We start from the raw sequence: 26,131 nt of genomic DNA, 5'->3' as shown, positions 1-26,131 counted from the left end.
GAGCCAAACAAAATGGCAGTCCTCGTCGACAAACATACCCGCGTGATCTGTCAGGGCCTTACCGGCTCGCAGGGCACATTCCACTCTGAACAGGCCATCGCTTATGGCACCCAGATGGTCGGCGGCGTGACCCCCGGCAAGGGCGGCACGACGCATCTCGACCTGCCCGTGTTCAACTCAGTACATGAGGCCAAGCATGTGACAGAGGCCAATGCGAGCGTCATCTACGTGCCGCCGCCCTTCGCCGCCGATAGTATCCTCGAGGCGATTGATGCCGAGATGGAGCTCATTGTCTGCATTACCGAAGGCATCCCGGTTTTGGACATGATGCGCGTCAAGCGCGCGCTCGAAGGGTCGAAATCGCGCCTCATCGGCCCGAACTGCCCCGGCATCATCACGCCCGACGCCTGCAAGATCGGCATCATGCCCGGCCACATCCACCGGCGCGGCAGCGTGGGCGTGGTCAGCCGCTCGGGCACGCTGACCTATGAGGCGGTCAAGCAGACTTCGGATGTGGGCCTTGGCCAGTCGACTTGCGTCGGCATCGGCGGCGACCCGATCAAGGGCACCGAACATATCGACGTGCTGGAATGGTTCCTGGCCGATGACGAAACGCAGTCGATCATCATGATCGGCGAAATCGGCGGTAGCGCGGAAGAAGAGGCGGCGCAGTTCCTGAAAGACGAAGCCAAACGCGGGCGTAAAAAACCTGTCGCGGGCTTTATCGCCGGGCGCACCGCCCCGCCGGGCCGCCGCATGGGCCACGCCGGCGCCATCGTCGCGGGCGGCAAAGGCGACGCCGAGAGCAAGATCGAAGCCATGAAATCCGCCGGCATCACCGTCGCCGAAAGCCCCGCTGGCCTCGGCGAGGCCGTGCTCAAGGCGATTGGGTAAAGGCCCGTTCGCGCGCGCCCCGGGCCTGACCCGGGGCCGCCGCGCGGCTGGGTGGCTCCGGGTCAGGCCCGGAGCATGTTGCGAAAAGGACATCTGAAATGACCGACCAATCCCCCAACGACCTCTTTCATGCCTCCTCCTTCATGCAGGGGCATAATGCCGAGTATCTCGAGCAGCTTTATGCGCGCTATGCCAATGACCCGAACGCGGTCGATGCAGCGTGGAAAAGCTTTTTCGACGCGCTGGGCGATGGTGATGACGATGTAAAGGCCGAGGCCGCTGGCCCCTCTTGGGCGCGGGCCGATTGGCCCCCCATGCCGTCGGATGACCTGACCGCAGCCCTTACGGGCGAATGGCCTGCCGAGCCCGAGTTGAAGGATGCGGGCAAGAAGATCGCCGCCAAGGCCGCTGAGACGGGTGTGAACGTCAGCGACGAAGACGTGAAACGCGCCGTGCTTGATTCCGTGCGCGCGCTGATGCTCATTCGCGCCTACCGGATCCGGGGGCATCTGGCCGCCGATCTTGATCCGCTGGGCCTGCGCGAGACGCCGAACCGCCCCGAGCTTGACCCGAAATCCTACGGGTTTACCGAGATCGACATGGATCGCCCGATCTTTATCGACAATGTTCTGGGGCTTCAGATTGCCAGCCTGCGCGAAATTCTCGCCATTGTGAAACGCACCTATTGCGGCACTTTCGCGCTGCAATACATGCATATTTCCGATCCTGAGCAGTCTGCTTGGCTGAAAGAGCGGATCGAAGGCTATGACAAGGAAATCAGCTTTACCCGCAACGGGCGCAAGGCGATCCTGAACAAGCTGGTCGAGGCCGAAGGTTTCGAGAAATACCTGCATGTCAAATACATGGGCACCAAGCGCTTTGGTCTGGATGGCGGCGAGAGCCTCATTCCCGCGATGGAGCAGATCATCAAGCGCGGTGGGCAATTGGGCGTGCAGGATATCGTGATCGGCATGCCGCATCGCGGCCGCCTGTCGGTGTTGGCCAATGTGATGGGCAAGCCCTATCGCGCGATTTTCAACGAATTTCAGGGCGGCAGTTTCAAGCCCGAAGAGGTCGATGGCTCGGGCGATGTGAAATACCATCTTGGCGCGTCATCGGACCGTGAATTCGACGGCAACAAGGTGCACCTGTCGCTGACCGCCAACCCCAGTCACCTGGAGGCGGTCAATCCGGTGGTTCTGGGCAAGGTCCGCGCCAAGCAGGATCAGTTGAACGACATCGACCGCATCAAGGTGTTGCCGATCCTCCTGCATGGCGATGCGGCCTTTGCCGGTCAGGGCGTTGTGGCTGAGTGTTTCGGCCTGTCGGGCCTCAAGGGGCATCGCACCGGCGGCACCATTCATATCGTCGTCAACAACCAGATCGGCTTTACCACCGCACCGCATTTCAGCCGCTCGTCGCCCTATCCCACGGATATCGCGCTGATGGTCGAGGCGCCGATTTTCCATGTCAACGGGGACGATCCCGAGGCTTGCGTGCATGCCGCCCGCGTCGCCACGGAATACCGCCAGAAATTCCACAAGGACGTGGTGATCGACATGATCTGCTATCGTCGGTTCGGGCATAACGAGGGCGACGAGCCCATGTTCACCAACCCGGTGATGTATAAGAAGATCAAACAGCAAAAAACCACGCTCAGCCTCTATACCGAGCGGCTGGTAAAGGATGGCCTCATCCCCGAGGGCGAGATCGAGGATATGAAGACCGCCTTTCAGGCCTATCTCGCGGATGAGTTCGAGGCGGGCAAGGATTACCGCCCGAACAAGGCCGACTGGCTGGATGGCAAATGGGCCGATCTCAATGCCCATCGCGGCAAGTATGAGCGCGGCGAGACCGCGATCAAGCCCGAGACCATGGCCGAAGTGGGCCGCGCGCTCAGCACGGCACCCGAAGGCGTACCGCTTCATAAAACGGTTGAGCGGCTGCTTGAATCCAAGGCAAACATGTTCGAGACCGGCAGCGGCTTTGACTGGGCCACCGCCGAGGCGCTGGCCTTTGGCTCGCTCCTGACCGAGGGCTACCGCGTCCGCCTCTCGGGGCAGGACTGTACGCGCGGCACCTTCAGCCAGCGGCATTCCGGCCTGATCAATCAGGACAACGAAGACCGCTATTACCCGCTGAACCATATCCGTGAAGGGCAGGCGCAATACGAGGTCATCGACTCGATGCTGTCGGAATATGCGGTGCTTGGTTTTGAATATGGCTACTCTCTGGCAGAACCCAACGCGCTGACCCTGTGGGAGGCGCAGTTTGGCGATTTCGCCAATGGCGCGCAGATCATGTTCGATCAGTTCATCTCGTCGGGGGAATCGAAATGGTTGCGGATGTCCGGTCTCGTCTGCCTCTTGCCGCATGGCTATGAGGGGCAGGGGCCGGAACATTCCTCAGCCCGGCTCGAGCGGTTCCTGACCATGTGTGGCGGGGATAACTGGATCGTGGCCAATTGCACCACGCCTGCGAATTACTTCCACATTCTGCGCCGCCAGATGTATCGCACCTTCCGCAAGCCGCTTATCCTGATGACGCCGAAATCGCTTTTGCGGCACAAGATGGCGGTCAGCAAGGCCGAAGAGTTCACCACCGGGTCGTCCTTTCACCGGGTGCTCTGGGATGATGCGCAATACGGCAATTCCGAAACCAAACTGGTGGCGGATGACAAGATCCGCCGTGTCGTCATGTGCTCGGGCAAGGTGTATTACGACCTGCTTGAGGAACGCGATGCGCGCGGGATCAACGATGTCTATCTTCTGCGGCTTGAACAGTTCTACCCGTTCCCGGCCATGTCCATGGTCAAGGAGTTGGAGCGCTTCAAAGGTGCGGAAATGGTCTGGTGTCAGGAAGAGCCCAAGAACCAGGGGGCTTGGTCCTTTATCGAGCCCAATATCGAATGGGTTCTGACCCGCATCAAGGCCAAGCATTTGCGGCCCACCTATGCCGGGCGTCCCGCCTCGGCCTCGCCCGCCACGGGCCTCGCCAAACAGCACAAAGCACAACAAGAAGCGCTGGTTGATGCCGCGCTGACCATCGAAGGGAACTAACCCATGACCACCGAAGTCCGCGTCCCCACCCTTGGCGAATCCGTGACCGAGGCGACCGTCGCCACATGGTTCAAGAAACCCGGCGATCCCGTCGCCGCCGACGAGATGCTGTGCGAATTGGAAACCGACAAGGTAACGGTCGAGGTGCCAAGCCCCGCCGCTGGCACCATGGGCGAGATCGTGGCCCAAGAGGGCACGACCGTCGGCGTCGATGCGCTGCTTGCCACCATTTCCGCAGGCGAGGCCAAAGCCGCCCCCGCCAAGGCCGACAAGGCCGAGAAACCCGCCAAGAGTGACAGCGCCGACACCGGCAGCAGCGTTGACGTGATGGTGCCCACCTTGGGCGAGAGCGTGACCGAGGCGACCGTGTCGACATGGTTCAAGAAGGTCGGCGATCAGGTGGCCGCCGACGAGATGCTCTGCGAGCTGGAAACCGACAAGGTGTCGGTCGAGGTGCCTGCCCCCGCCGCGGGCACGCTGACCGAAATCCTCGCCGCTGAGGGCACGACCGTGCAGGCCGGTGGCAAACTTGCGATCCTGTCGTCCGGTGCCGCCGCCCCTGCCGCCGCCGCCAAGGCTGAAGAGGCCGCAGCGCCTGCCGCCGCAAGTGGCAAGGATGTCGAGGACGCCCCCGCCGCGAAAAAGGCCATGGCCGAGGCCGGTCTTAGCCGCGATCAGGTGCAGGGTTCGGGCCGTCATGGCCGCGTGATGAAAGAGGATGTGGCCCGCGCCGCAGCCGCCGCCACACAGGCCCCCGCCGCTGCTGCCGCCCCCGCCCAAGCGCCGGTGTGGCACAGGCCCGTCGCCTTGATCTCCACCAGAACCTCGCCCGCCTTCGGACCCTCAAGGTTCACCTCCATGATCTCCATCGGGCGGCCTGCCTCAACCGCAACCGCAGCACGTGTGCGCATTCAGTCTGTCCTCCCTTGCATCCCGGAGGATACAACCTTTAGGCGATTTGACGTCAAAAATACTTTTCAAACCAGCCTGTTTCATCCTGTGACAATATGTGCCAAGATTACGCCATAACTCAGTAAGACCTTAGTCGTAGAGGACGGGATGAGACCAGTTATTGCCGCCTTAGCCATTGTTATTACTGGATTATCTCCAGTTTTCGCCGCAGGATTGAATGACCCCGAGTGGCCCTGCATTCAGCGGCGCGTGGATACACTTTCTGCGGCGGTGATGTGGCCCCATCCGCCTGAGAATCAGGCCGCCGCGCCGGTTCTCTCGCCCGAAGCCGCGCGGCTGGCAGAACAGCTCGCGCTGCGCCGACTCACCCTGGAAGAGGCCGAATCAGCGGTCGACGCCACGCCGAATCTGACCAAGGACGACTACACCGCAATCTTCTCTGACGTGTTTGACCGCCTCAATCAGCGCCGGGGCGAGATCATGGGCGGTATCACCCGCTACGCCCGCAATCAGGCGCGCATGGCCGAGGAAATCGAAGCGCTGCGCGGTGAAATCGCCACGCTCACCAAAGCCGAGAGCCCCGACTTCGACCGCATCGACCAATTGGAAGAGGATCTTGATTGGCGCGCGCGCGTGTTTGATGATCGCCGCCGGTCGCTGACCTATGCCTGTGAAACGCCGGTCCTGTTAGAAAAGCGGCTTTATGCACTGGCGCAGATTCTGGCGGCGCACGTCTCCGACTAAGGCGCGTCACTCCCATTCCAGCTCGGTAAAGGCCGCCGTCACATTGCGCGGGTGGAAAAGATCAAAGAGCGCCCAGCGCGCCGCCTCGCTTTGTCCAACCGTCTCAATCGCCTCGCCAAGGCGCAGACCTTGCGACACCGCCGCCCGCGTCTCATCGCGCAAGACCTCCAGATAACGCCGCAAATCCACGACCCCCTCAGGCCACTCCAGCACCGGCCCGCCATGCCCCGGCACGATGCGCGCAGGCGCGGGCGCACCCATCGCCTCAAGCACCCGCAACCATCCTAGAACCGAGCCATCAAGCGCGGGGCTGTGCGCGTCGAACACCAAATCGCCGGTAAAGAGCGTCGCTGTTTGCCGATCGAACACGGTCACATCGCTCTCGCTATGTGCGGTCTCCCAAGCCACCAGATCCAGCATACGGCCCCCCAGATCAATTTCGGCCCGGTCTGCGATCCCTTCGCCCACCGTTGGAACCCGGCTGCCGATGAACCCTGCCCCCATCAGCCGGGCAAAGCTGGTCTCATAGGTTTCGGCCCGCGCCGCCAGCGCCTGCCCCAGCTTGCGATGCCCGACAACCTGCGCCCCCGCCTCGATCAGCACCTCAGCCCCCATCACATGATCGGGGTGCATATGGGTCAGGATCAGATGCGAAATCGGCTTCTCGGTGATCTGCCGCACTGCCAGATAAACCGCCTCGCCCACGGCACGGCTACCGCCTGCATCAATCACCGCAACGCTGTCCTCCCCGATGATGAATCCGATATTGGCCACATCGCCCAGATTGTCCGGCGTCACATCTGCCACTTGCCCGCGATGCACAAAGACGCCCGGCGCTATCTGCGCGAACGCCATCCCGCTATTGGGCCTCTCCACACAGTCGAACGGCCCCGCCAAGAGCGCGTCACCCCACTCCGGTACGATCTCTTCGGCCCGCGCCAGCGCCTGCGCGCAATCCACAGCCCCCACCGGCAAAAGCCGGGTCTCGCAAGTCTCGGGATTGGCCAACAGACAGAGGCTCAGAACGATCTCGAACATCTCGGACTCCGCGCAAAACTGCTACCAAAGGTTGATACAACCCGCATCCGATCCGTGATACTGTCCAATAGTGCGAGTATGCCCGATCCGGAGGCCCAGATGACCCGATTTCCCCTGACCGCCCTTTGCCTGAGCCTGACGCTCGGCACCGCAGCCCTTGCCGAAGAGCCGCGCAACCCGCTGCAAGATGGCGAGACATGGGACTATCTGCGCGCCGACATTCTCGACGCAAATAAGGCACTCAGCCCCGGTGCGGTCTTTGCCGTCGATGCGCCCTACCGCGCCCATGACGCGGCCACCGTGCCCGTGGTCGTCACCCAAACCGATCAGAGCGTGGGGCCGATCACCACGCTCAAGATCGTGGTCGATGAAAACCCGGCTCCGCTTGCTGCTGAAATCAAATTTGGCCCTGCCATGGCCCCGCTCAGCTTTGAGGCACGGGTGCGCGTCAACGCCTATTCCAATCTGCGCGTCATTGCCGAAACCGCCAGCGCCAGCTATCTCGACGGGCGGTTCGTCAAGGCCGCGGGTGGCTGTGCCGCCCCCGCCACCCGCGATCCCGAGGTGGCGCTTGCCCATATGGGCGAAATGCGTCTGCGCCATTTCGATAGTGCGCCGGTGCAGATCGGCAGCCGTCGCGATGCGCAATTGATGATCCGCCACCCCAATTACTCGGGCCTGCAACGCGACCAGATCACCCAGCTTTTCGTGCCGGCGCATTTCATTCAGGATCTGACCGTCTGGCAGGGTGACGAGATGCTCTTTTCCCTGACAGGTGGCATTTCCATCTCCGAGGACCCGGTGTTCCGCTTTAGCTATACAGACAACGGCACGCCCGATCTGCGCATCCGCGCCGAAGATACAGAGGGCAATGTGTTTGAAGAGGTGCTGCCCAAGGCCAGCGCCTCCTGATGCCGCTTACTTGAAGCAAATGATCTCGGCTTCCGCCTGCGCACGGCGTAGGTCGGCAACAATCCCCTCGCTCACCGGCCCTGCCTTGAACATCGACATGCGCTCGCCGTTGCCCTGACGCAGCGCCAGAACTGTCTCAGCCGAGACATAATCCTTGTAGGGCAAGATCGCGGCAATCTCGTCGATGGAACAAGAGCAGCGCCGGAGCATTTCGCGCGTGTTTCCATTTGCCGCCATGCAGCCAAAGACGTAATCCGCGCGCGCCTCGGTTGGATAGTCGTTAAGCTGGTCCGCCACGCTCTGCGCCAGCCCCATCGTGGGAAACAGACAAAGCAAGATCGCCAGACACCTCATTCTTCGGTCTCCGACAGCGCCAGCGTTGAGCTAAAATAGCGTCCGCCACTGTCGCGCTCAGGCGTCTCGGCGCGCATCGAGTGATACCAGCCGGGCACCGTCTCTGACACCTCGAACACCACCTGCAATTCGGCAAAGGGGCCCAATCGCGCGGCATTGGCATCCCCGACAAACGGCGCCAGCAGCACCTCTTGCCCGGCGTGGTCCTTTCCTTGCCAAGTCACTTGCACCGGCGAAATCCCCACCGGCGCCAAAAGCGATTCCTTGATCCGGTTGCGGATATAGAAAGTGCTGCCGCCCGTGGCCTGCGCCAGATCGCGCACCAGCCGTTCGAGAAAGAACATCGCCATCGGATTGCCCACCGTGGCATCGAACCCGGCAACAGGCTGCTGTCCGGTGTCCAAAACCCGCATCAACCGCGCTGTGCCGCCCTCTTCGATCCGCAGATCGTAGCCCTGCGCGCCTTGCGCCTCGGGCGGTGCGGCTGCGTTCTCGGTCTCGCTTTGGTAATGCAGCGCATCCCCCGGCGCGAAGTCTTCAAGGGTGCCGGTGCGAAAAATCAGATCATAGCCCTCATGGGCCGTCCCCGCCAAAACCGGACCAACCGCCAACATCAGGCCTAGAAAAATCCCGGATACTTTGCGTCTCACGCCCGCGTCCTCGCCCCGCCTAGGGGCTGACACGACCAGCGCGCAATGCGCCAGCGCGGATGCGTCGCCGCCCATTTGCTCAATTCTGGTATCGCCTCGGCCATACACCCCCGCGCTGTCCGGTCGGTATATTGAAACGCCCGCTCTTCACAAATCTCTGGCTGACGCGCCAGACAGGCCACAAACAACAGCTCGATCATGATCCTACTCCTGCACTTTGTCGGCCTCGCCGCCACATGCCCAGATATGGGCTAAGTGTCACTCAGGTCCAGCCTGCGACACAAGCCCCTCATCCCCTGATTGCACTAAAGTCGTAGGTCTCTAAGACTACGGCAAAGTTGACATGTCTGGGATCGGAATATCTATTAAAGCTATCGACCACATCTAAGAGGAGGATAGACGATGGCATGGAGCAAGCCGGTTCTGCGTGAACTGAACTGTGGAATGGAAATCAACATGTACGGCCCCGCCCAAGAAGGCGACGGCGTCCTGTTCTGAAATATCCCGACTGGTCGCAGCGAGGTAACAGGTGTTTAAGGCTCTGATACTAGGCGCTGCGGCCGGCGGTGGCTTGCCACAGTGGAATTGTGGCTGCGAGAATTGCAATCTTGCCCGAGACGGTAAGATCCCTGCCTCAACCCAGTCATCCCTTGCCGTGACAACGGATGGGGTACGTTGGGTTGTTTTAAACGCTTCCCCAGACATTCGCGCGCAACTCGCAGCTAATCCGGCACTTCATCCGCGCAGCCTGCGCGATACGCCGATCGCGGGCGTGCTGCTTACGAACGGCGATATAGATCACGTGGCGGGGCTCCTCAGCTTGCGGGAACAGCAGCCCTTCACCCTCTATGCCACCGGCGAAATTCATGGCGTTCTGGCCGACAACCCATTGATGCAGGCGGTTGATCCCGCTCGGGTGCCGCGCGTGCCCATTGCCCTTAATCAACCATTGCCCCTGCTGCCCGGCCTCACCGCGACACTCTTTGCCGTGCCCGGCAAGGTGCCGCTCTATCTTGAGGGCGAGACCGTGCAAACCGATCTGGAGGGCGAACAGACCACCGGCGTGCATCTTGAGGCTGAGGGCCGCAACATCTTTTATATTCCCGGCTGCGCTGCTGTCACCGACCGGCTTGCCGCACGCCTGCGGGGTGCTGACATGGTATTTTTTGACGGCACGCTCTGGCGCGACGACGAGATGATCACCATGGGCCTCAGCCAGAAAACCGGGCGTCGCATGGGCCATATCTCGATGAGCGGCCCCGACGGCTCGATTGCCGCCTTGCGCGATCTGGGGATCGGGCGCAAAATCTACGTCCATATGAACAACTCGAACCCTGTTCTGCGCCCCGACGCATCCGAGCGTGCCGAGGCCGAATCGGCCGGCTGGACGATTGGACAGGACGGCATGGAGATCACCGCATGACCCCAACCCGCGACGCTTTTGAGGCCCGCTTGCGCCAGATCGGGGCAGAGCGCTATCACGACCGCCACCCGTTTCATCACATGCTTCACGGCGGCCACTGCACCCCCGATCAGGTGCGCGCGTGGGTCATCAACCGCTACTATTATCAATCCCGCATCCCGATGAAGGATGCCGCCTTTCTCAGCCGGGTCGACGACCCCGACTTGCGCCGCATCTGGCGCTCGCGGATCGAGGATCACGATGGCACCGCCGAGAATGAGGGCGGGATTCGCCGCTGGCTGCGCCTTGCCCAAGCGGTCGGGCTTGATCCCGATTACGTGGCCTCTGCCCAAGGCGTGCTGCCCGCGACCCGCTTTGCGGTTGATGCCTATGTCGCCTTTGTTCGCGAGAAACCGCTGCTCGAGGCGGTTGCCGCCTCTCTGACAGAGCTGTTCGCGCCCAAGATCCATGCCCAGCGCATCGAGGGGCTTTTGGCCAACTACGCCTTTGCCGATGACAGCAGCCTCGCCTATTTCCGCAACCGCCTGAAAGAGGCACCCAAGGATGTGGCCTTTGGCCTCAAATGGGTGCTCGACCGCGCCGATACCACCGAAAAACAGGATGCCGCCGCTGCCGCACTGACCTTCAAGACCGATGTGCTCTGGTCGCAGCTTGACGCCCTCTCTTCCGCCTATGTCGACCCCGCGCGTATCCCGCCGGGCGCATGGCACCCCGGTGAGGGGCTGCTCGCCAAAGGCGCGGCATGACCCCCAACAGCATCCCCCATCTGCCGCGCGGCGTGCGCCTGCATTATGACCGGGTGCGCGAGGATTGGGTGCTTTTGGCCCCCGAACGCGCCGTGCGGCTCGATCCCATCGGTCACGCCATTCTTAGCCGGGTGGACGGGGTGCAAAGCTTTGGTGCGCTCACCGCCGATCTCGCCGCCACGTACAACGCGCCGCTTGACGATGTCACCCGCGACAGTGCCGAATTCCTGCAAGGTTTGGCCGAGCGGCGCTTTCTGGAGATGCGCTGAAATGGCCAATCCCCCAATCGCCATGTTGGCGGAACTCACGCACCGTTGCCCGCTCTCGTGCCCCTATTGCTCCAACCCGGTGGAACTGACCGCACGGGAAACGGAACTCGGCACCGCCGACTGGGTATCGGTCTTTCAACAGGCAGCTCACTTGGGTGTGCTGCAACTTCACCTTTCGGGTGGCGAACCCGCCTCGCGCCGCGATCTAGAAGAGCTGATCAAGGCCGCGCGTGACGCGGGCCTCTATACCAACCTCATCACCTCCGGCATTGGCCTGACCGAGAAACGTCTGGCTGCGCTCGATGACGCGGGCCTCGACCATATCCAACTGTCGCTCCAAGGCACCGATGCCGAAATGGCCGACCGCATCGGCGGCTACAAGGGCGGCTTTGACCGCAAGATGCAGGTGGCCAAATGGATCGCCGCCATCGGCTTTCCGCTCACGCTCAATTTCGTCATGCATCGCGGCAACATGCACCAACTGCCCCGCGCGATTGAAATGGCGCAAGACATGGGTGCGCGCCGGATCGAGGTGGCGACCGTGCAATTCCACGGCTGGGCCATGCTGAACCGTGGCGCGCTCATGCCTGACCGCGCGCAGGCCCGCGAGGCCAGTCGCATCGTCGCCGAGGCGCGCGCCGCCCTCAAGGGGCGTCTGGTGATCGATTATGTGCCCGCCGATTATCACGCCGATTATCCCAAGACCTGCATGGGTGGCTGGGCCACAACCGGCCTCAACGTAGCCCCTGATGGGCTGGTCTTGCCCTGCCACGCGGCGCAGACGATCAAGACGCTCACCTTCGACAATGTGCGCGACCGGCCCTTGGCCGATATCTGGCACAACGGCGCAGCCTTCAACGCCTTTCGCGGCACAGACTGGATGCAGGAGCCCTGCCGTTCCTGCGAGCGCAAGACGATTGATTTCGGTGGCTGCCGCTGTCAGGCCATGGCGATTGCGGGCGATCCGGCGGCAACCGATCCGGTCTGCATCAAATCCCCCCACCACGCGCAAATGCGCTCTCTGGCCGAGGATTTCTCGGGCCAGTCTGACGCAGACCTCTCATGGCGGGTGATGGAGAAAACGCCGCTTTAGACACCGTGTCTACCGCGATTGCTCGTGCTCATAGCGCTGCTTGGCAATCGCCTCGTTGCGATCCGCCTTTTGCTGGTCGGCCAGTGCCTTTTCCACATAGTTGAGATGATCGTTGACCGCCGCGCGCGCCGCCTCGGGATCGCGCGCCTGAATGGCGGCGTTGATCGCGCGGTGCTGATCCAAGAGCGCGCCGCGCGTCGTGCGCTGTTTGAACATCACCTGACGGTTGTAAAACACCCCCTCACGCAGCAACTGGAACATCGAACGCATCATGTGCAGCATGATGACATTATGGCTGGCCTCGATGATCGCCATGTGAAACTCGGCATCGAGCCGCGCCTCATCCGCCGGATTGGTCTTTTTATGGGCCGCCTCCATCTTGTCCATCAGCGTCTGGATCACCTGCAAATCGGTATCCGACGCAAGGCGCGCCGCGCGACAGGCGGCCAGACCCTCTAGATCGCGGCGAAACCCGATATAGTCAAATACCGCCTCGTCATGCTCGGCAAAAAGCCGGATCAGCGCATCAGAAAAGGCGCTGCCCAACACATCAGCAACATAGATGCCCGCGCCTGCCCGCGCGCTCAGCAATCCCTTGTCCTGCAACTCCGCCACCGCCTCGCGCAGGGACGGGCGCGACACCCCCAACTTCTCTGCCAGATCGCGCTCTGCAGGCAGCCGCTCACCGGGACGCAAAATGCCTTGCAACACGAGCTTTTCGATTTGCCGCGTTACGGCAGTCGAGAGTTTTTCGGGGGTAACTTTCTGAAATGGCATGCGCGCGCCCTTGCTGAATTGGTCAGATCATATGACCACATCGAAAGGGCGGCAAGCCTGTGCTTTGGTCTCAGGGTCTAAGGAAAAAGGGCGAGGGTGCCATCACGCCCCCAACACCCATTTCCCCGCTTGCGACGGAAAGAACGCCTCAACCGCCGCCGTCGCGATCACCAGCGTCTCACCGCTGCCCGGATCGGTCACGTTCTGCCCGCCAAACACCACCTGGACGGTCGCACGCCCACGCGGCAACCCCGCCTTCAGCGCCTCGGGATCAACGCGCTCCGGCTCTTGCACCCCCACCGTGACCTTGACCGCCATCTCCTGATGATCAAGCGGCGTATTCAGGAACATCGGGATCGTAGAATGCCGGATCGCATCCTCGATCGCGCGCACGGCGGCCTTTTGGTAATCCATCCCATGCAGGTCGTTGCCCATGCCCATCTCGATAATGAACCGCTGCGCGCTCATGCCTTGGCCTCCATGTCGAATGAAACCGAGATGCAGGCATTGGCGATCACCGTGGGCTTGCCCACCGCGCGCGGAATGTCCAATCCGCCCCGCGCCACCTGCACGCGCACCTGCCCATAGGGAAATATCGCGCGCAACACCTCGACATCCACCTCTTCGGGTGCCTGCACGGCAATATCGAGATCAATCAGCATGTCGGCCTTCTCGAACCCAAACAACTCGGCCAGATTGATCGAATTGTGCCACAGCGCATCGCGCACTGCCCGCGCCGCCGCCTCGGTGTAATCCTGCCGCCGCAGCGATGTGCCCATGCCGAATTCGGTCAATAATCTTGTCCGCGCCATGGCTCAGAACTCCACCCCGATCTGCGCCTTGATACCGGACCGGAACGGATGCTTGATCAGCTCCATTTCCGTAACCAGATCGGCAATCTCGATCAACTCGTCCTTGGCGTTGCGCCCGGTCAACACGACATGGGTCATATGCGGCTTTTCTTCGGCGAGAAACTGCACCACCTCGTTGATGTCCAGATAATCGTAGCGCAGCGCGATGTTGATCTCATCGAGCAGGACCATCTTGTTGGTCTCATCGCGGATCAACTCCTTGGCCTTGGCCCATGCGGCTTGCGCCATTTCGGTGTCGCGGGTGCGGTCCTGTGTCTCCCAGGTAAACCCCTCGCCCATGGTATGAAAGGCGCAGGCGTCCGAGAATTTCGACAGGATCAAATCGCGCTCGCCGGTGCTCATGCCGCCTTTGATGAACTGCACCACGGCGCAGGGCATGCCATGGGCAATGCAGCGAAAAATCATACCAAACGCCGCCGAGGATTTACCCTTGCCCTTGCCGGTATGAACGATGATCAGCCCCTTTTGATCGGTCTTGGTCGCCATGATCTTATCGCGCGCGGCCTTTTTCTTGGCCATTTTCATCGCGTGGCGGTCGGGATCGTCGGTCATGTCAGGCTCCTTGGCGGGGTCTCGGGACCGGCAGAGTGTCGCAGACCGGCCCAGACGTGCAAGGCCTTTCTGCGCCGCCTTCAGATCCGGTTCAACACCAGCGACACCCAAAGCGCAAAGGTGCTGATCCGGCTCTGCCGATACAGCCCCAGACGCCACAACCGCGCCAGCCGCGCGGGCATCGGCCCCCGCCGCATGGCGGCAAATTCCGCCAGAATCGCCCGGTTTTCCGGCGTGAGATACCCGTCCAGCCGCGACAAGGCCGCGATGTTCACCTCGTTCCAAGCCCGGAAATGCCCCTGCAACAATTGCCGGATACGCCGCAACCGCGCCAGCCGCGTGTCGTTGGACCCGATCTGGTTCACATCATGCTGCCGGTAATAAAGCGTGGGGGTATCGTCATGCACCACGCGCCCGCCCGCCCCGGTGATAAGCTGATACACCCACCAGTCATGCACCACGACACGCTCGATTTTCTGCGCCGCCTCCTCGACCAGCCGTGCCGCCGCTGGATTAAGCAGGATGGTATTGCCCGAGGCCACATTCTGCACCAACGCATTGCGAAAGGACGGCGGGCGCGGGCGCGCCGCCGACAGCCGCCGCTCACCAAGCGCGGTATCCGTGATCCAGGTGCGGCTGCAATAAAGCGCCGGGCGCGGATCATCGGTGGCGCCCAGCGCTGTAATCCCGCGCGAGAGCTTGTCTGGCAGCCAGACATCGTCTTGATCACAAAACGCCATCCAATGCCCGGCGGGCGCATGATCCGGTGTCTGGCGGATAAGTGACAGGAAATTCGTCGCGGCCCCGGCACCCGGCCCGCTCAGGCATGTGACGGGATGCGTCGCCGCAAACCCCTCAAGAACCTTCCGGCTGCTGTCCTTGGACCCGTCATCGCTGGCAAGAACCTGCCAGTCGTCATGCGTCTGCCGGGCGATGCTTTGCAACTGATCGGACAGGAAATCGCCACCGTTATAAACGGCGAGCAGGATCACGACATGCGGTGCCTGCGGCCCATCCATACCTCAGCCCTTGACCCGGCCACCATGCAGCAGCCGCCCCAGATAGGCACCGTAATCAGTTTTCTTGAACAGCGCGACACGCGCCTCTAGCGCCGCCGCGTCGATCCAACCCTTGTCATAGGCGATCTCTTCGGGGCAGCCAACTTGCTGGCCCTGCCGCTGTTCCAGCGTGCGCACGAAGTTTCCTGCATCAAGCAGGCTGGCATGTGTCCCTGTATCCAGCCAGGCATAGCCACGCCCCATCATCTCGACCGAAAGCAAACCATCGCGCAAATACATCTCCAGCAGCGCGGTTATCTCCAACTCGCCCCGCTCCGAGGGTTGCACAGCCTTGGCGCGCTCTGACGCCTCACCATCCAGAAAATAGAGCCCCGTTACGGCAAAATCGGATTTCGGCTCTTGCGGCTTTTCCACGATCGAGACCGCGCGCCCGGCACCGTCAAACTCGACCACGCCATAGCGCTCGGGGTCCGCCACGCGGTAGCCAAAAACGGTGCCGCCCTTTTCCTGCTGCGCGGCACGCTCCAATTGCTGCGGCAAGCCGTGACCGTAGAAAATATTGTCGCCCAGCACGAGCGCCGAGGCCTGCCCGCCCAAAAACCCCTCTGCCAGCAGATAGGCCTGCGCGAGCCCATCCGGCGAGGGCTGCACGATATACTCGAATGTCAGCCCCCATTGGCTGCCATCGCCCAGCAGGCGTTGGAACTGCGCCTGATCCTGCGGGGTGGTGATGATCGCAATCTCGCGGATACCCGCCAGCATCAGCGCCGTCAGCGGATAGTAGATCATCGGCTTGTCATAGACCGGCAACAGCTGCTTGCTCAGCCCCATGGTGATCGGATAGAGCCGCGTGCCCGATCCGCCCGCCAAAACGATGCCCTTGCGTGCCGTGGTCATGCTTGCTCCAGTTCTTTCAGGACGCGGGCCAGACCCGCACGCCAGTCGGGCCGCCCGATGCCAAACTCTGCCGCCAGCGATCCACAATCAAGCCGGGAATTCTGCGGGCGTGCGGCGGGGGTCGGATAGTCGCGGGTGGGAATACCTGTCACAACCGTCACCCGCCCGGCTTGGGCAAAAATCTCACGCGCGAAATCGGCCCAGCTCGCATCGGGCGCACCGCTGAAATGGTATAACCCGCCCGCATGGCCCGCGACCATCGCCCGCCCCATGCTCAAGAGCGCCGCCGCGATATCCGCCGCCGGGGTCGGGCCGCCGATCTGATCATCGACGACGCTCAGCGCATCACGCGTCTCTGACAGGCGCAGCATGGTTTTCACGAAGTTGCCGCCATGCGCCGAAAATACCCAAGAGGTGCGCAAGATCGCGGCTTGGCCACCTGCGGCGCGCACCGCCTCTTCGCCTGCCAGCTTGGAGCGGCCATAGGCATTGCAGGGCGCCACCGGATCAGACGGCGCGCGCGGGGCCGCGCCACTGCCGTCAAACACGTAATCGGTCGAGACATGACAAAACGGGATGCCCAGATTGGCACAGGCCCGCGCCATCGCGCCCGGTGCCACCCCGTTGATGACCGTCGCCAAATCCTCTTCGCTCTCGGCGCGGTCCACAGCCGTGTAAGCGGCGGCATTGATCACCAGATCGGGCGCGTGGTCGCGGATCGCCTCGGCGCAGGCCATGGGGTCGGACAGGTCCGCCAGCTCTCGGCCCAGCGCCGTGACCTCTGCCTGCCTCTGTATCTCGGTGGCCACCTGCCCGGTGCGACCGAAAACCAGTATTCTCATTCCGCGTCCCTTGCTTCTGTCTGCTCAGCCTGCGCCCAACCGCTTGCCAACACCGTCGCGCGCCAAGAGCGCGCGCCACCACGCCTCATTCTCCAGATACCACCGCACTGTGCGCCGCACCCCTTCGTCCACCGTCACCGAGGGCCGCCAGCCCAATTCGGCCCGGATGCGTGTGGGATCAATCGCATAGCGCGCATCATGCCCCGGACGGTCTGTGACAAAGCTGATCTGCGCGGCATAAGACAGACCATCGTCGCGCGGGGCCAATTCATCCAGCACCGCGCAAAGCTTACGCACCAAGTCCAGGTTGCTCAGCTCATTCTCGCCGCCGATGTTATAGGACCGCCCCGGCACGCCCCGTTCCAGCACCGTCAAGAGCGCCTCGGCGTGATCCTCGACATAGAGCCAGTCGCGCACGTTCGACCCATCGCCGTAAATCGGCAACGGCTTGCCCGCCAAAGCGTTGAGAATGATCACCGGAATAAGCTTTTCCGGGAAATGGAACGGGCCGTAATTGTTTGAGCAATTGGTGATCAATATGGGCAAGCCATAGGTCTCGTGCCACGCGCGCACCAGATGATCCGACGCCGCCTTGGACGCTGAATAGGGGCTGCGCGGATCATAGGGCGTGTCTTCGGTAAACTTGATCCTCGGGTCGCTTGGCAAAGAGCCGTACACCTCATCGGTCGAAATATGCTGAAACCGAAACCCCTCGGGTTTGTTTCGCGCCTGCCAATACCCGCGCGCCGCCTCCAAGAGGTTGTAGGTGCCGGTGATATTGGTCTCGACAAAGGTGCCGGGGCCATCAATCGAACGGTCCACATGGCTCTCGGCGGCCAGATGCAGCACCGCGTCGGGCGCATGTGTGGCAAACGCCCGGTCAAGGGCCGCGCGGTCGCGGATATCGGCATGCACAAAGCTATAGAGCGGGCTCTGCGCCACGCTCGCCACATTCTCGAGGCAGGCGGCATAGGTCAGCGCATCGAGGTTGATCACCTCATGCCCCCGCGCCACCGCCAGCCGCACCACCGCCGACCCGATGAACCCGGCCCCGCCCGTGATCAAAAGCCTCATGCCTTGGCCTCATAAACAAAAGGGCTCACGAACTCGCGTAGCAAGGGTGCTTTGGCATCCTTACCGCTCAGCACCGCCGCCGCGGGATCAATCCCCCAATCAATGTCAATCTCTGGATCATCGAACCGCACCGCACCATCGCACTCAGGCGCGTAGTAATCCGAACATTTATAGATGATCTCGGTCATCGGCGCGCGCGTCACGAAACCGTGCAAGAACCCCACGGGGATCAGCAATTGACGCCCGTTCTCAAAACTCAGGTCCACGCCCACCCATTGCCCATAGGTCGGGCTGCCGCGCCGAATGTCCACCGCAACATCATAAAGCGCCCCACGCCCACAGCGCACCAGCTTGGCCTGTGCATGCGGCGGCGATTGAAAATGCAGCCCCCGCACCGTGCCCACCTGCTCTGACAGCGAATGGTTGTCCTGCACGAAATCAATCGTGATCCCAGCCTCTTGCATGCGCCGCCGGTTCCAACTCTCGCTGAAAAAGCCACGCGTATCGCCATGACGGGCGGGCGTTAGGATCACCACGCCGGGTAGGTTAGTCTGTTCAATCTGCATGCCGTGCTCGTAGTCCCTCATGTGGCGCAAGGCAATTGCCCCACTGCGCCTCTATTCCTTACCTTCTGGCAAATCGACGCGTTTTTGGCCAGACACAAAGTCCGGGCGGCCGGTTTCTAGCTATTCTCCACGATTAAACCCGGCGTCAGAAGCCGCCGAAACAGCGCCTCCAGATGCGCCACCGCCCCGGTATGAACATCCACTTCGCCCATCAGCACCCCCACCTGCGCCTCGAAATCGGCATAATGCTGCGTTGTGGCCCAGATCGAAAACAGCAGATGGCGCGGATCGACCGGCGCCAATTTGCCCTGCACGCACCAGCCTTCGATCACCGCTGCGGTCTGATCGACCAGCGGCTTCAGCACACTGTCGAGATGTGGCACCATGCGCGGCGCACCTTGCAGGATCTCATTCGCAAACAGCCGGCTTTCGCGCGGCAGATCGCGCGACATCTCCAGCTTGCGGTGCACATAGCCCATCAACTCGTCCAGCGGTTCCCCCTGCGGATCAATCGCGCGCAACGGGGCCAACCAGGCATCCAGCAACTGATTGAGCAAGGTGACGTGAATCTCTTCCTTGCCCTCGAAATAATAGAGGATGTTTGGCTTGCTCAGCCCCGCCTCTGCCGCGATCTGATCCAGCGTCGCGCCGCGATAGCCATGGGTGGAAAACACCTCAAGCGCCGCCTCCAGAATCCGCTTGCGGTTGCGCACTTGGATCCGGCTGGATTTACGACCGGCCTGCGCAGCGGGGGATTGCAGCATCCTCTTCCTTTCCTTGCAAGGCACATTTTTCAGCGCCCCGTTGCCCAGCTTAGCCAGATCAGGGGCTGGCCCCAAGACGAATCTTGACACTGCCCATGCCCCACGCAATCGTAAGTTTACCAAATGGTAAAAAAGCGAGCAATCCCATGTCAGCACCCGGCGAAAACCTCAAGATCAACAGCACCCGGCTCTGGGACAGCCTGATGGAGATGGCCAAGATCGGCCCCGGCATCGCGGGCGGCAACAACCGCCAGACCCTGACGGATGAAGATGCCGAGGGGCGCGCTCTCTTTCAAACCTGGTGCACTGCGGCGGGCCTGACCATGGGCGTGGATGAAATGGGCAATATGTTCGCCCGCCGAGAGGGGACCGACCCGCAGGCTTTGCCGGTCTATGTCGGCTCCCATCTCGACACGCAGCCCACGGGCGGCAAATATGATGGCGTCTTGGGCGTGCTGGCCGGGCTCGAACTCATCCGCACCCTGAATGATCTGGATATCAAAACCAAGCACCCGATCGTCCTTACCAACTGGACCAACGAAGAAGGCACCCGCTTTGCCCCCGCGATGCTGGCCTCGGGCGTCTTTGCAGGCGTTATGGATCGCGATTGGGCCTATGACCGGGTGGATGCAAAGGGCAAACGCTTTGGCGATGAATTGGAGCGTATCGGCTGGAAAGGCCCGGAAAAGGTTGGCGCGCGCCAGATGCACGCGTTTTTCGAGTTGCACATCGAACAAGGCCCGATCCTAGAGGCCGAAGGCAAACAGATCGGCGTCGTCACCCACGGGCAGGGCCTGCGCTGGATCGAATGCACGGTCACAGGCAAAGGCCAGCACACCGGATCGACGCCCATGTATATGCGCCGCAACGCCGGGCGCGGGTTGGCGCGGGTCACGGAACTCGTCCACGAAATCGCCCTGCAATATCAGCCCAATGCCGTAGGCGCGATTGGCCATATCGACGTCTACCCCAACAGCCGCAACGTGATCCCAGAAAAGGTGGTGTTCACCGTCGATTTCCGCTCTCACGTGCTGGAAACACTCGAGGCCATGGCAGAGGAACTCATGGCCACCGCCCCCGGCCTATGCGCAGACGTGGGCGTGAAATTCAGCGCCGAAGTCGTCGGGGCCTTCGACCCACCCGCCTTTGACGAAACCCTCACCGCCCGCGTGCGCGACGCCGCCGACCGGCTGGGCTATAGCCATATGGACATCGTCTCGGGCGCGGGTCACGATGCCTGCTGGATCAACAAAGTGTATCCTACAACCATGGTCATGTGCCCCTGCAAGGACGGGCTGAGCCATAACGAGGCAGAGGAAATCACACCGGACTGGGCGCGCGCCGGCACAGATGTGCTCCTGCATGCCGTGCTGGAAACGGCGGAGGTGGTGGAATGATTGGGGGCCAGCCCCCAAACCCCCGAGGTATTTAGAGCCAGATGAACGCCCACGCGGCACAAAGACAGGGAGACCCCCAATGACCACCAAAGTCATCAAGAACGGCACCGTCGTCACCGCCGACCGCACATGGAAGGCCGATGTGCTGATTGAAGGCGAAACCATCAAACAGATCGGCACAGACCTGAAGGGCGACAGCACGATCGACGCCACAGATGCCTATGTCATCCCCGGCGGCATTGACCCGCATACCCATCTGGAAATGCCCTTCATGGGCACCACCGCCGCAGAAACCTTTGAAACCGGCACATGGGCGGCGGCCTGTGGCGGCACGACAATGATCGTTGATTTCTGCCTGCCAGGCGCAGATGGCAGCATCAAGAACGCCATCAACGACTGGCACCGCAAGAGCGCGCCGCAGATTTGCTCTGACATCGGCTATCACATGGCCATCACCGGCTGGAATGAAAACGTGTTTACCGAAATGAAGGACGCCGTCGATATGGGCGTCAATTCCTTCAAGCATTTCATGGCCTACAAGGGGGCCTTGATGATCGAGGATGATGAGATGTTCGCCTCGTTCAAACGCTGTGCCGAACTGGGCGCGCTGCCGATGGTTCATGCCGAAAACGGTGATCTGGTGGCCGAGATGCAGCAGAAATACTTTGATCAGGGGATCACCGGGCCAGAGGGCCACGCCTATTCCCGCCCCCCCGAATTCGAAGGCGAGGCCGCCAATCGTGCCATCTGCATCGCCGACGCGGCGGGCGTGCCGCTTTATATCGTGCATGTGTCTTGCGAACAGGCGCATGAGGCGATCCGGCGCGCGCGGCAAAAGGGCATGCGCGTTTACGGAGAGCCGCTGGTTCAATTCCTGACACTGGACGAATCCGAGTATTTCAACAAGGATTGGGATCATGCCGCGCGCCGCGTCATGTCGCCCCCGTTCCGCTCCAAGGATCATCAGGATAGCCTCTGGGCCGGGTTGCAGGCGGGGTCTCTGCAAGTGGTCGCCACCGATCATGCCGCCTTTTCCACCGCGCAAAAACGCGCCGGGCGCAACGATTTCCGCATCATCCCCAATGGCTCCAACGGGCTAGAGGAAAGGCTTGCCGTGCTCTGGACGCATGGTGTGGAAACCGGGCGACTGACGCTCAACGAATTCGTCGCCGTCACCTCGTCCAACGTGGCCAAGATCCTGAACATCTACCCCAAGAAGGGCGCGATTGTCGAAGGGGCCGATGCCGATCTCGTGGTCTGGGACCCCAAGATCACCAAGACGATCAGCGCCTCCAACCACCATTCCATCCTTGATTACAATGTCTTTGAAGGGTTCGAGGTCAAGGCGCAGCCGCGCTATACAATCAGCCGTGGCGAGGTGATCTGGGCCTGGGGGCAAAACTCGCAGCCGCAACCGGGGCGCGGCCGCTTTGTGCCTCGCCCGGCCTTTCCTTCGGCCCATCAGGCGCTGTCAAAATGGAAGGCGCTGACCGCCCCCAAGATGATCCAGCGCGACCCGCTGAATATCCCGGCGGGGATCTGAGAATATGGCGCGCGCGGCCCTCATGGCGGGGCGCGCCTCTTGACAAGCATCAGCCAGCCGGGCGCAGTAGCGCCCGGGCCAGCAGGGGATAGGGTTTGAGCAGCAATACAGTCATCAGCGCGCGCGATCTGTCGCTGACATTTCAGACCGGCGATGGCCCGGTCCACGCGCTCAAGGACGTGAGCCTTGAGGTCGAGAAGGGCGATTTCGTCAGCTTCATCGGCCCGTCTGGCTGTGGCAAGACCACCTTTCTACGCTGCATGGCCGATCTGGAGCATCCCACCGGCGGCAGCCTGACCGTGAATGGGGCCAGCGCGGAAGAGGCACGCAAATCGCGCGCCTATGGCTATGTGTTTCAGGCGGCGGGGCTTTATCCGTGGCGCACCATCGGCGGCAATATCCGCCTGCCGCTCGAGATCATGGGCTATGCGCGCGACGATCAGGAGGCCCGCGTCAAGCGCGTGCTGGAACTGGTCGATCTCGCGGGGTTCGAGCGGAAATACCCTTGGCAGCTTTCAGGGGGCATGCAGCAGCGCGCCAGCATCGCCCGCGCGCTTGCCTTTGATGCCGATCTGCTTTTGATGGATGAACCCTTTGGCGCGCTTGATGAGATCGTGCGCGATCATCTCAACGAACAACTCTTGCATCTCTGGGATCGCACCAACAAGACGATCTGTTTCGTCACCCATTCCATCCCCGAGGCGGTGTATCTGAGCACCAAGATCGTGGTGATGTCGCCCCGCCCCGGTCGTATCACCGATGTGATCGAGAGCACGCTGCCGCGCGTTCGCCCGCTCGACATCCGCGAAACGCCAGAATTCCTCGACATCGCCCATCGCGTCCGCGAAGGGCTGCGTGCAGGGCATAGCGATGACCTCTGACGCCCGCTTTTCGCAGTGCGCCCCCTCCCCTCTGACAGCAGCGGGGCTATGATGCGCAATCTCCTGCCTGTTCTTACCATCGTCGCCACGCTTCTGGCGCTCTGGTATGCCGCCGCTGTGGCGCTCAACGCGCAATGGGCGCGGGATCAGGCGGCGCGGGCAGGCGAGACGTTGACCATGAGCGCACTGGTGGCGGACACTTGGTCTCAGGACAAACCCAAGCTACCCGCGCCGCATCAGGTTGTCACCGAGATATGGAACACCACCGGTGCCATGGTGCTGGAGGGGCGCGGATTTTCCAAACGCTCGCTCTTTTATCACAGTTGGATCACCTTCAGCGCCACAGCGCTCGGGTTCGTTCTTGGCACCGCCCTTGGCGTCGCGCTGGCTATCGGCATCGTCTATAACCGCACCATGGACATGAGCGTGATGCCTTGGGTCATCGCGAGCCAGACCATTCCCATTCTGGCGATTGCCCCGATGATTATCGTGGTGCTGAATGCCGTGGGCATTTCCGGGCTGCTGCCCAAGGCGATGATCTCGATGTATCTGTCGTTCTTTCCGGTCGTCGTCGGCATGGTCAAGGGGCTGCGCAGCCCTACACCCATGCAGCTTGACCAGATGCGCACCTGGAACGCGAGCGCCAGCCAAACATTCTGGCGGCTGCGCCTGCCCTCGTCGATGCCCTATCTCTTCACCTCGCTCAAGGTCGGCATGGCCGCAAGCCTTGTGGGGGCCATCGTTGGCGAATTACCCACGGGCGCTGTCGCAGGCCTTGGCGCGCGCCTGCTGGCTGGCAGTTATTATGGCCAGACCATCCAAATCTGGTCGGCGCTCATCATGGCCGCAACGCTGGCGGCGGTTCTGGTGGGGCTGATTGGCCTGATCCAGCGGATCACGCTCAAGCGGATGGGGATGGCGTGATGGGGTGGCTCGCGCTTGGAGTGCTGACATGGGCGCTTGGCTGGGGGATCAATTCCCGCCTGTCGCACGGGCCTAAAACACGGGCCACGCGGCTATTGGTGCCTGTGATCTTTGGCCTTACCATCGTGGTGATCTGGGAATGTCTGGTGCGGGGCCTTTCGATCTCACCGGTCCTTTTGCCTGCGCCCACCGCCATTGCCGCGACATTCGCCAAATCCACCCATATCCTTTGGGCCGATTTCGTGCAGACCGCGCTCAAGGGCGCGCTGACCGGCTATGTCATGGGCTGTGGCGCGGCCTTCCTGACCGCTATTGCCATCGACCGTTTTCCCTTCCTGCAACGCGGCCTGCTGCCCGTGGGCAATTTCGTGGCCGCTCTGCCGATCATTGGCATGGCCCCCATTCTGGTGATGTGGTTCGGCTTTGACTGGCAGTCCAAGGCGGCGGTCGTCGTGGTCATGGTGTTCTTTCCCATGCTGGTGAACACCGTGCAGGGCCTGACAGATACCGACGCCATGCAGCGCGACCTGATGCGCACCTATGCCGCTGGCTATTGGCAAACCCTGTTCAAGCTGCGCCTGCCCGCTGCGATGCCCTTTATCTTCAACGGGCTCAAGATCGCGACAACTCTGGCGCTGATCGGGGCGATTGTGGCAGAGTTCTTTGGCTCGCCCATCAAGGGCATGGGATTCCGCATCTCGACCTCGGTCGGGCAACTGGCGCTCGATCTGGTCTGGGCCGAAATCGTGGTCGCGGCCATCGCGGGCTCTGGATTTTACGGCGCTGTGGCGCTTGTGGAAAAGGCAGTGACATTCTGGCATCCGTCCCAACGGAGCCGGGCATAAGATCAAGAAACCACCAACACGGGAGAGAACCATGAAGAAACTGACAGGACTATTCAGCCTCGCCGCACTGGCAAGCGTCGCAGGCATGGCGCAGGCGGCAGATGATCTGACGCTGCAACTCAAATGGGTGACGCAAGCGCAATTCGCGGGCTATTACGTGGCCCTCGACAAGGGCTTTTACGAGGAAGAAGACCTCGACGTCACGATCAAGCCGGGCGGGCCGGATATCGCCCCCACGCAGGTGATCGCAGGGGGTGGCGCGGATGTCACCGTGGAATGGATGCCCGCCGCCCTTTCGGCCCGGGAAAAGGGGCTGCCACTGGTGAATATCGCACAGCCCTTCAAATCCTCGGGCATGATGCTGACCTGCCTTAAGGAAACCGGTGTCACGGGGCCTGCGGATTTTCCGGGGCGCACGCTCGGGGTTTGGTTCTTTGGCAATGAGTTTCCGTTCCTGTCCTGGATGAGCCAGCTGGGCATTCCAACCGAAGGCGGGGCCGACGGCGTGACCGTGCTCAAACAGGGCTTCAACGTCGATCCCCTGTTGCAGAAACAGGCCGATTGCATTTCGACCATGACCTATAACGAATACTGGCAGGTGATCGACGCAGGCATCACCGAGGATCAGCTCATCACCTTCAAATACGAGGATCAAGGCGTCGCCACACTGGAAGACGGGCTTTACGTTCTAGAAGAAAAGCTGAGCGATCCAGCAGAGGTGGACAAACTTACGCGCTTTGTGCGCGCCTCGATGAAGGGCTGGAAATGGGCCGAGGAAAACCCCGAAGAGGCCGCGATGATCGTGCTCGACAATGACGCAACCGGCGCGCAGACCGAAGAGCACCAGATCCGCATGATGACCGAGGTGGCCAAGCTGACCGCAGGCTCCAACGGCGCGCTCGACCCCGAGGATTACGAGCGCACGGTGCAATCGCTGCTCTCGGGCGGCTCTGACCCGGTGATCAGCGCGCATCCCGGTGACGGCGCATGGACCCATGTGATCAGCGATGCGGCGCTAAACTGATCCCTGATCCAAAGACACGCGATGGCCCGGCGCTTGTCCGGGCCATTTTTTTGACCCGTC

The 26,131-nt window shown here is 61.9% G+C and carries 29 protein-coding genes and 2 pseudogenes; 16 read left to right on the top strand and 15 right to left on the bottom strand.

All coding sequences use genetic code 11. The annotated features are described in order from the left end of the window. The first annotated feature begins 12 nt into the window (after positions 1-12). From sucD to GC127_RS06245, 3 genes and pseudogenes are all read left to right on the top strand, one after another. Positions 13-894: a succinate--CoA ligase subunit alpha gene (gene sucD / locus GC127_RS06255; protein ID WP_008279485.1), complete on the top strand. Its 882-nt coding sequence runs from the start codon at positions 13-15 to the stop codon at positions 892-894. Between the two features lie 98 nt (positions 895-992). Beyond that, positions 993-3,953 (top strand): 2-oxoglutarate dehydrogenase E1 component, encoded by a 2,961-nt coding sequence (locus tag GC127_RS06250; protein WP_008279484.1) that lies wholly within the window; start codon positions 993-995, stop codon positions 3,951-3,953. A 3-nt stretch (positions 3,954-3,956) separates the two neighbouring features. After that, positions 3,957-4,739 (top strand): annotated as a pseudogene (locus tag GC127_RS06245) (biotin/lipoyl-containing protein); the annotation flags it as partial. Here the strand turns inward: GC127_RS06245 and GC127_RS06240 are convergent. Next, positions 4,739-4,864 (bottom strand): annotated as a pseudogene (locus GC127_RS06240) (S-(hydroxymethyl)glutathione dehydrogenase); the annotation flags it as partial. The pseudogenes GC127_RS06245 and GC127_RS06240 sit on opposite strands and share 1 nt — an antisense overlap. A 250-nt stretch (positions 4,865-5,114) precedes the next feature. On the opposite strand from GC127_RS06240, the gene GC127_RS06235 reads away from it, so the two are divergent. Then, a complete protein-coding gene (locus tag GC127_RS06235; protein ID WP_151977062.1) occupies positions 5,115-5,609 on the top strand; it encodes a hypothetical protein in 495 nt (164 codons plus the stop codon). Positions 5,610-5,615: 6 nt separating this feature from the next. Here GC127_RS06235 and GC127_RS06230 read toward each other — a convergent pair whose 3' ends face one another. After that, positions 5,616-6,647 carry a quinoprotein relay system zinc metallohydrolase 2 gene (locus GC127_RS06230; RefSeq protein WP_151977061.1) on the bottom strand — a complete coding sequence of 344 codons (1,032 nt, stop codon included), beginning with the start codon at positions 6,645-6,647 and terminating at the stop codon, positions 5,616-5,618. Positions 6,648-6,746: 99 nt separating this feature from the next. On the opposite strand from GC127_RS06230, the gene GC127_RS06225 reads away from it, so the two are divergent. After that, positions 6,747-7,559 (top strand): quinoprotein dehydrogenase-associated SoxYZ-like carrier, encoded by an 813-nt coding sequence (locus GC127_RS06225; RefSeq protein ID WP_254700017.1) that lies wholly within the window; start codon positions 6,747-6,749, stop codon positions 7,557-7,559. A gap of 6 nt (positions 7,560-7,565) precedes the next feature. On the opposite strand, the gene GC127_RS06220 is transcribed toward GC127_RS06225, so the two are convergent. The 3 genes from GC127_RS06220 to GC127_RS06210 are packed head-to-tail and all read right to left on the bottom strand — an operon-like array spanning position 7,566 to position 8,763. Beyond that, the gene (locus GC127_RS06220; RefSeq protein WP_008281628.1) at positions 7,566-7,913 is read right to left on the bottom strand and encodes a hypothetical protein; all 348 of its coding nucleotides are present in this window, start codon (positions 7,911-7,913) and stop codon (positions 7,566-7,568) included. Then, positions 7,910-8,563, bottom strand: coding sequence for a hypothetical protein (locus tag GC127_RS06215; protein ID WP_232279217.1), 654 nt, complete (start codon positions 8,561-8,563; stop codon positions 7,910-7,912). Before GC127_RS06215 ends, GC127_RS06220 begins: the two co-directional genes overlap by 4 nt. Next, a complete protein-coding gene (locus tag GC127_RS06210) occupies positions 8,560-8,763 on the bottom strand; it encodes a hypothetical protein (RefSeq protein WP_008281626.1) in 204 nt (67 codons plus the stop codon). Before GC127_RS06210 ends, GC127_RS06215 begins: the two co-directional genes overlap by 4 nt. Positions 8,764-8,965: 202 nt before the next feature. On the opposite strand from GC127_RS06210, the gene pqqA reads away from it, so the two are divergent. The 5 genes from pqqA to pqqE are packed head-to-tail and all read left to right on the top strand — an operon-like array spanning position 8,966 to position 12,094. Continuing rightward, a complete protein-coding gene (gene pqqA, locus GC127_RS06205; RefSeq protein ID WP_037298014.1) occupies positions 8,966-9,061 on the top strand; it encodes a pyrroloquinoline quinone precursor peptide PqqA in 96 nt (31 codons plus the stop codon). 31 nt (positions 9,062-9,092) lie between these two features. Next, on the top strand, positions 9,093-9,986 hold the full coding sequence (gene pqqB / locus GC127_RS06200) for a pyrroloquinoline quinone biosynthesis protein PqqB (RefSeq protein WP_151977057.1): 894 nt from the start codon (positions 9,093-9,095) through the stop codon (positions 9,984-9,986). After that, positions 9,983-10,732 (top strand): pyrroloquinoline-quinone synthase PqqC, encoded by a 750-nt coding sequence (gene pqqC / locus GC127_RS06195; protein WP_008281624.1) that lies wholly within the window; start codon positions 9,983-9,985, stop codon positions 10,730-10,732. Before pqqB ends, pqqC begins: the two co-directional genes overlap by 4 nt. After that, positions 10,729-11,001 carry a pyrroloquinoline quinone biosynthesis peptide chaperone PqqD gene (gene pqqD, locus GC127_RS06190; protein WP_151977055.1) on the top strand — a complete coding sequence of 91 codons (273 nt, stop codon included), beginning with the start codon at positions 10,729-10,731 and terminating at the stop codon, positions 10,999-11,001. Before pqqC ends, pqqD begins: the two co-directional genes overlap by 4 nt. Position 11,002: 1 nt before the next feature. Further along, a complete protein-coding gene (pqqE, locus tag GC127_RS06185) occupies positions 11,003-12,094 on the top strand; it encodes a pyrroloquinoline quinone biosynthesis protein PqqE (RefSeq protein WP_151977053.1) in 1,092 nt (363 codons plus the stop codon). A 9-nt stretch (positions 12,095-12,103) separates the two neighbouring features. On the opposite strand, the gene GC127_RS06180 is transcribed toward pqqE, so the two are convergent. From GC127_RS06180 to GC127_RS06135, 10 genes are all read right to left on the bottom strand, one after another. Continuing rightward, the gene (locus GC127_RS06180; protein WP_081506901.1) at positions 12,104-12,871 is read right to left on the bottom strand and encodes an FCD domain-containing protein; all 768 of its coding nucleotides are present in this window, start codon (positions 12,869-12,871) and stop codon (positions 12,104-12,106) included. A gap of 102 nt (positions 12,872-12,973) precedes the next feature. Continuing rightward, positions 12,974-13,339 carry a Lin0512 family protein gene (locus tag GC127_RS06175; RefSeq protein WP_151977051.1) on the bottom strand — a complete coding sequence of 122 codons (366 nt, stop codon included), beginning with the start codon at positions 13,337-13,339 and terminating at the stop codon, positions 12,974-12,976. Further along, complete coding sequence (locus tag GC127_RS06170; protein ID WP_008281619.1) at positions 13,336-13,683, bottom strand: Lin0512 family protein; 348 nt, start codon at positions 13,681-13,683, stop codon at positions 13,336-13,338. The genes GC127_RS06175 and GC127_RS06170 overlap by 4 nt, the downstream gene beginning before the upstream one ends. Positions 13,684-13,686: 3 nt before the next feature. Next, positions 13,687-14,295, bottom strand: a complete 609-nt coding sequence (gene cobO / locus GC127_RS06165) for a cob(I)yrinic acid a,c-diamide adenosyltransferase (protein ID WP_008281618.1) — start codon at positions 14,293-14,295, stop codon at positions 13,687-13,689. Positions 14,296-14,375: 80 nt separating this feature from the next. Continuing rightward, positions 14,376-15,314 carry a glycosyltransferase family 2 protein gene (locus GC127_RS06160; RefSeq protein WP_151977049.1) on the bottom strand — a complete coding sequence of 313 codons (939 nt, stop codon included), beginning with the start codon at positions 15,312-15,314 and terminating at the stop codon, positions 14,376-14,378. A gap of 3 nt (positions 15,315-15,317) precedes the next feature. Further along, the gene (gene rfbA / locus GC127_RS06155) at positions 15,318-16,211 is read right to left on the bottom strand and encodes a glucose-1-phosphate thymidylyltransferase RfbA (RefSeq protein ID WP_081506904.1); all 894 of its coding nucleotides are present in this window, start codon (positions 16,209-16,211) and stop codon (positions 15,318-15,320) included. Then, entirely contained in the window at positions 16,208-17,053 is an 846-nt protein-coding gene (rfbD, locus tag GC127_RS06150; RefSeq protein WP_151977047.1) for a dTDP-4-dehydrorhamnose reductase, read from the bottom strand. Before rfbD ends, rfbA begins: the two co-directional genes overlap by 4 nt. 24 nt (positions 17,054-17,077) lie before the next feature. Further along, positions 17,078-18,127 carry a dTDP-glucose 4,6-dehydratase gene (rfbB, locus tag GC127_RS06145; protein WP_151977045.1) on the bottom strand — a complete coding sequence of 350 codons (1,050 nt, stop codon included), beginning with the start codon at positions 18,125-18,127 and terminating at the stop codon, positions 17,078-17,080. Beyond that, on the bottom strand, positions 18,124-18,693 hold the full coding sequence (rfbC, locus tag GC127_RS06140) for a dTDP-4-dehydrorhamnose 3,5-epimerase (protein ID WP_151977043.1): 570 nt from the start codon (positions 18,691-18,693) through the stop codon (positions 18,124-18,126). The genes rfbB and rfbC overlap by 4 nt, the downstream gene beginning before the upstream one ends. 116 nt (positions 18,694-18,809) lie before the next feature. Beyond that, a complete protein-coding gene (locus GC127_RS06135; protein ID WP_151977041.1) occupies positions 18,810-19,457 on the bottom strand; it encodes a TetR family transcriptional regulator C-terminal domain-containing protein in 648 nt (215 codons plus the stop codon). A 146-nt stretch (positions 19,458-19,603) separates the two neighbouring features. Between GC127_RS06135 and GC127_RS06130 the strand changes: the two genes are divergently transcribed. The 6 genes from GC127_RS06130 to GC127_RS06105 all read left to right on the top strand — a co-directional run bounded on the left by GC127_RS06130 (position 19,604) and on the right by GC127_RS06105 (position 26,071). After that, complete coding sequence (locus GC127_RS06130) at positions 19,604-20,854, top strand: Zn-dependent hydrolase (RefSeq protein WP_151977039.1); 1,251 nt, start codon at positions 19,604-19,606, stop codon at positions 20,852-20,854. Between the two features lie 79 nt (positions 20,855-20,933). Further along, on the top strand, positions 20,934-22,397 hold the full coding sequence (hydA, locus tag GC127_RS06125) for a dihydropyrimidinase (protein ID WP_151977037.1): 1,464 nt from the start codon (positions 20,934-20,936) through the stop codon (positions 22,395-22,397). Between the two features lie 95 nt (positions 22,398-22,492). After that, a complete protein-coding gene (locus GC127_RS06120) occupies positions 22,493-23,278 on the top strand; it encodes an ABC transporter ATP-binding protein (RefSeq protein WP_008281608.1) in 786 nt (261 codons plus the stop codon). A gap of 48 nt (positions 23,279-23,326) precedes the next feature. Beyond that, positions 23,327-24,202, top strand: coding sequence for an ABC transporter permease (locus GC127_RS06115; RefSeq protein WP_081506912.1), 876 nt, complete (start codon positions 23,327-23,329; stop codon positions 24,200-24,202). Next, positions 24,202-25,047 carry an ABC transporter permease gene (locus GC127_RS06110; RefSeq protein ID WP_151977035.1) on the top strand — a complete coding sequence of 282 codons (846 nt, stop codon included), beginning with the start codon at positions 24,202-24,204 and terminating at the stop codon, positions 25,045-25,047. The genes GC127_RS06115 and GC127_RS06110 overlap by 1 nt, the downstream gene beginning before the upstream one ends. A 31-nt stretch (positions 25,048-25,078) precedes the next feature. Next, the gene (locus GC127_RS06105; RefSeq protein WP_037298008.1) at positions 25,079-26,071 is read left to right on the top strand and encodes an ABC transporter substrate-binding protein; all 993 of its coding nucleotides are present in this window, start codon (positions 25,079-25,081) and stop codon (positions 26,069-26,071) included. Positions 26,072-26,131: the final 60 nt, after the last annotated feature.

It is taken from the genome of Roseovarius sp. EC-HK134, from assembly GCF_902498815.1.
Lineage (GTDB): Bacteria > Pseudomonadota > Alphaproteobacteria > Rhodobacterales > Rhodobacteraceae > Roseovarius > Roseovarius mucosus_A.
This window is presented reverse-complemented; position numbering and strand designations above follow the sequence as displayed.